This is a genomic window from Sulfitobacter sp. 1A13496, from assembly GCF_043557225.1.
Taxonomy (GTDB): Bacteria; Pseudomonadota; Alphaproteobacteria; order Rhodobacterales; family Rhodobacteraceae; genus Sulfitobacter; species Sulfitobacter faviae.
Genome location: NZ_JBIFFP010000019.1, coordinates 1 through 4,953, shown reverse-complemented (window position 1 = coordinate 4,953; position 4,953 = coordinate 1). Strand labels below are relative to the sequence as shown.

Here is a 4,953-nt window from a genome sequence, read left to right as displayed (position 1 = left end):
GGCTTTCCTTGATCGTGATATAGTTGGAGGGGATGGGGAGGTCGAGGAAGCAACGGGGCTTCAGGGCCTACCTCAGGTCAGGCAGAACGGTGACCACCCTGTGCAATGGTGGAACCCAAACCTAAACGCTGCTGAGATTGTTCAAGGGGACGGGCTGGGAAGTATGCCGACAAGTAGACAGCCACCCCATCCAAGAGTTCGCGCCCCTTGGCAGTCAGTGCATAGCGCAGGCGGTCTGCTCTAGGAGCGCGGCTCCCTTCAGGTGCCTTGGGTACAGCCTCAGGGTCCTTATAGCTGTAGATCAGGCCCCTGCCATCCCAAGGCTTTCGCTTCCTGGGAGGTGCGATACCGTCCCCCAAGACCCGAGTGACCCTTGAGATCGACGATTGATCGACCTCCAAGACTTCTTGCAGATAACGCGACGTGCATCCTTCCTGTCGCGCGATTTCCAAAAGCACCAACGCCTCCAGCCCAGAGCCTCTGGTGCGGTATTCCACGAGCAGGTGGAAAACCTTGGTGATAGCGTCGATTTCACTGGGCATGTCCATGTGGTGTGTCATGTGTATTTTCCTCGATGAGTTCATGTGAACACAGAAGTTTCTCTGTGCCATGGTGGAACCCAATCAGGGAAAACGTCGTTTTAACGTTTCAAGTCATATACTTACGCTAAGCCCTGTAGAGGTCCCGCTGCATGTCGAGAAAGGCCCTGCGGACGCCATCAATTCCACCCAGTACAGCCTTCCCTTCACCGACACTGCCATAGCGGGCGGTCAGGTAATGCGTCAGCTTGCCAGTGGCTAGTTCGTCTTCACCGCCCTCTTCATATGCGCTTAAGATGCCCAACAGCAGCGGGCGCAGATCGTCCGTCACGCCATCCATGGCTTTGCTGCGGACAGCCTCGGCCCGATCATAGCGGGTCTTCGGATCGTGCGTGTACAGAATATAGGACAGCACATCGAAGAGGTCGCTGTCGGGTGCGTCCACCAGTTGCCGGATGTCGTTCAACTTGTCGCGGTCATAACCACGGTCTGCGATCTGGGACAGGAAGCGTTCGCGGTTGTCAGGATCGCTCCACGTTTTCCGCAGTTGGTCTTCGTCGGCGACAAGATCGGACAGGTCACCGAAGAGGCGTTCAAGAAACTCGGCAGATGAAACCACCTTACCGTCGATCCAGTAGGTCGTTGACGCGATGTACCTGATCTTGCGGGCCTTCCCGTCTGCCAGCTTGATCACCAGCTTTGGCTTGGGGTCTTCTCCCTCACCTTCATCGTCTGGCAAGTCGGGTTGCTCAGGCGGGTCTGTAGGCGTCTCTGACGTACGCTGAGGCGGTTCAATCGGGTCCTCTGGTTCACCATCCCATTCAGGGTCCTTGAAGTTCTCGTGTGCTTTCACGAAGTCCCAGATGGTGAAGAAATCCTTGCCTTCATAGACCCGCGTTCCCCGGCCAATGATCTGCTTGAACTCGATCATCGACTTGATCGGGCGCATCAGCACGATGTTTCGAACATTGCGGGCATCGACCCCTGTGGACAGCTTGTGCGATGTCGTCAGGATCGTCGGAATGGTCTTGTCGTTGTCCTGAAAGTCACGCAGGTGCTGGTCCCCGATGGCCCCGTCATTCGCAGTGACGCGGTGGCAGTAGTTGGGGTTGGTGCTGCCCTTCACTTCGTTGATCAGGTCCCGCACCAAGGCGGCGTGGTCTTGGGTTGCACAGAACACCAGCGTTTTGTGCCGTTGGTCGATCTGGTCCATGAACTCGACAACACGGCTGCGCTCACGGTCTGGGATGACGATCCGGGTGTTGAAGTCATCCTCCGAAAAGCTGTCGCCAATCTGCGCTTCGCCCTGAACCACCTTGTCGTCAGGATCAAACACGTACTCGTCAATAGTGCTGGCCATCTGGCGCACCTTAAACGGCGTGAGGAAGCCATCCTCGATCCCGTCTCTTAGTGCGTACACATACGCAGGCTCTCCGAAATACGCGTAGGTATCGGCGTTGTGCTTGCGCTTCGGCGTGGCGGTCAGTCCAAGCTGAACGGCTGGCTCGAAATATTCCAGCAGCCTGCGCCACTCGCTTTCGTCATTGGCACCGCCCCGGTGACATTCGTCGATCACAATGAAATCGAAGAAGTCGGGCGGATACTGCTTGTACGTCGGCTCGTTGTCGCCGGTCATGAAAGTTTGGAAGATCGTGAAGAAGACGCTGGCGTTCCTGGGCGGCTTGCCGTGGTTCTTGCGGATTGTGCTGGGGTCGATCCGAGTAACCGCGTCGGATGGGAAGGCAGAGAAGCTGTTGTAGGCCTGATCGGCAAGGATGTTACGGTCAGCAAGGAAAAGGATGCGCGGGCGCCGCACAGGTTCGCCTTCAAGGCTCCATTTGGCATGGAAGAGCTTCCAAGCGATCTGGAAAGCAATAGAGGTCTTGCCCGTCCCTGTGGCAAGTGTCAGCAGGATGCGACGGTCACCCTTGGCTACAGCCTCAAGGGCTGCGTTGATAGCGTTGTGCTGGTAGTAGCGCAGCTCCCACTTGCCGCCATCAGTCTCGAACGGGACAGCGCCGAACCGCAGACGCCATGCGTTCTCATCACCAAAGGCCCGGTCCCACAGCTCGTCTGGCGTCGGGAACGGCAGGCTCAAGTCGCCTTCGACCCCGGTGTGCATGTCAATCTGGTGCCAGTCGATACCGTTGGAGGCATAAGCGAACCGCGCTTCAAGACGGTGTGCATAGTCCTTGGCTTGACCGATGCCGTCTCGATGGCTGATCCCGGCCCGCTTGGCCTCCAGCACGGCCAGCTTTTGTCCCCGGTACTGCAGGACATAGTCGCAGGAAAGGCCTCGCCCACGCGTACCACCCGACTGGATGCGGCCCGGACAGATCAGCTCTTCCCGTAGCCGGGACCCTTCGACCACACCCCATCCTGCGGCTTGAAGAACCGGCAGAATACGGTTCGTCCGTGTTTCCGCTTCGGTTTCGTCATGAAGGTTCATGTGGCTGTCTTGAATTTTTCGATCACCGGGCCTGCTCTCAGCAGTTGATCTTTGATTTCGTAAATGTCGCGGACGACACGACAGACGGTGACGGCGGCTTCGGGGGTGTCTGCGTACCTATTGGCATGTGCGAGGTCGTTACGCAAATCTTGGATAGCATTGAACCTAGCTTCGTGTGCCGTTCGGGTCCCTTCAACGAGACCGCCTTTATGCAGCAAAGTGGACTTGTCTCCGAACTGAGTGAATGCGATCTCGCTCACAAAGCCATCTCTTTGCTTTGCGATTTTTATCTGATCTTTCAGCTTCCCGCGACGGTTTTCGGTAAGGAGTTCCATCCACTCCTCTGCGTTCGGCCACCTGCTCTCAATCACCATCGCCATCGCCATTTCCAAGCTCGTTACCAACGCAAACAAAGCGGCACGGACAGGCAGTTGCTGGACGTCAGAAAGGCTGACTAGGCCTGCCACACCATCCCCTGAGACGACCAGCTTGGTGGACACCTCATCTGCGCTGCGGATGAAATCAAATATGCTGGCATCGGCCCCAATGACGATGTCTTCGGAAAGAGGCAGGTAATCGCTTTCGACCGGATGGTTTGGAGCGTCATCGCCGAACCACCTTTCGGCGTTGTAAAGGCCGACCACTCTTTTCTTTTGATCTACCACAGGGATGTAACTGAAGTTGAGCTTGTTGGCCTTCTTGACCTTGGCAGCAGTTTCAGATGGCCCGCAGGTCAAGAAATCCGTTCGCGGCACCATGATCAGGCCCACCATCAAGCTTCCCTGAACCTGTTGCAGTTTTTCGAGGCTAGCGTCGTGGTTCGTGGCCCAGCTCATGTCAACTCGCCCGTGAACGCCTTGTTGAGGAGGGACTGGCGGAGTTCGTCAAGGTCGTTTCGGCTGCCCTTATATGATTTAACCAGCTCTTCTATTCTCGACCATAGCTCGGCTGCCTTCAGTACGATCTCTGCGCGGGTATCTTCTTTGGGATACGTAACTGGGATGCGATTGAGCGCCGCTTGGTTCAGTTTGGGCTGAGCCATTCCGCTCACGTAAGGCTTAAGAGAGATCGCGTTCAGGTACAGACGAACATACTCTTGGCTATCTAAGTCGTCGAACCTCAAGACGTGGGCGTGATTGTTCACCCATGACTTTCCTGAGATCGAAAAGGCAATCGGGTAGGTTCGTGCGAGCAAGTTCGCGCCATCTTCGGAAATCAGTAGCAGGTCTTCATCAAAGATGAAGTCAGCCACGTAGTCGACCACGCCAGACGCTCCGTAATAGGGAACGTCCCCCGCCATGCGATCTTTCTTGGTGATTGGTACTCGCTTACGGTCGAGGTTTTCAGCGATCTCGCTCAAAAACTTGTTCGGCCAAGCCTGTTTTCCATTCTCGAATGTAGACCTGAGGAAGCTATCAAACAGCTCCTGAGCATTCTGCAGGCTAACCTCGGCGTTCTCTCGGGCGCGGTCCAGACCCTCGAAGGCTTCGTCCAGTATCGCAATGATCTTGTGTTGTTCCTCGGGGGGCGGGATAGCTACAACCTGTTCCTTCAGGTGTCGATAATGTCGCGCATACCCAAGTGATGGGACACGGTGGGCCAATAGGAAGTAATAAAAATACTTAGGCTCAATGAAATCTTTAGGTTGAAGGATTTTTACCCCGTCCGCCCCAACTACGAAATCGAAGTCTACGTATTTCACAACCTGTGTGTGATCACCGTAGATGACCAAGGGTTTGTCGATTTTGCAAACGTCATCACTCTCTGCCCAATAACCGTTTATGAAATCAGACTCTTGAGAGATGATAGGGAACGGACCACGGTCGGCGAACTTCTTTCGTGGGGGGAGTGTGCGTAATTTTGTGCCCTGGCGCCTTTAGTTACGCCATGGGAAAGCGTTCTTCGAACATAATGGCGAGTTGGCTTTTAACGCGGTGCCATTCACGCACAGATCGCTTCCACTCG

Annotated in this window: 3 protein-coding genes and 1 pseudogene; all 4 read right to left on the bottom strand. The window is 55.5% G+C overall.

All coding sequences use genetic code 11. From position 1 onward, the window contains the following. Positions 1 to 77: 77 nt before the first annotated feature. Entirely contained in the window at positions 78 to 560 is a 483-nt protein-coding gene (locus tag ACGYLX_RS18890) for a hypothetical protein (RefSeq protein WP_394451253.1), read from the bottom strand. A 106-nt stretch (positions 561 to 666) separates the two neighbouring features. Then, the gene (gene hsdR, locus ACGYLX_RS18885) at positions 667 to 2,988 is read right to left on the bottom strand and encodes an EcoAI/FtnUII family type I restriction enzme subunit R (RefSeq protein WP_394451252.1); all 2,322 of its coding nucleotides are present in this window, start codon (positions 2,986 to 2,988) and stop codon (positions 667 to 669) included. Further along, on the bottom strand, positions 2,985 to 3,824 hold the full coding sequence (locus tag ACGYLX_RS18880; protein ID WP_394451250.1) for a CBS domain-containing protein: 840 nt from the start codon (positions 3,822 to 3,824) through the stop codon (positions 2,985 to 2,987). Before ACGYLX_RS18880 ends, hsdR begins: the two co-directional genes overlap by 4 nt. Next, positions 3,821 to 4,825: pseudogene (locus ACGYLX_RS18875) on the bottom strand (restriction endonuclease subunit S); the annotation flags it as partial. The pseudogene ACGYLX_RS18875 and the gene ACGYLX_RS18880, both read right to left, overlap by 4 nt. Positions 4,826 to 4,953 lie beyond the last annotated feature (128 nt).

Coding starts and splice junctions, on each gene's coding strand:
- ACGYLX_RS18890 (WP_394451253.1), bottom strand. CDS start 560: ATGACACACCACATGGACATGCCCAGTGAAATCGACGCTATCACCAAG.
- hsdR (WP_394451252.1), bottom strand. CDS start 2,988: ATGAACCTTCATGACGAAACCGAAGCGGAAACACGGACGAACCGTATT.
- ACGYLX_RS18880 (WP_394451250.1), bottom strand. CDS start 3,824: ATGAGCTGGGCCACGAACCACGACGCTAGCCTCGAAAAACTGCAACAG.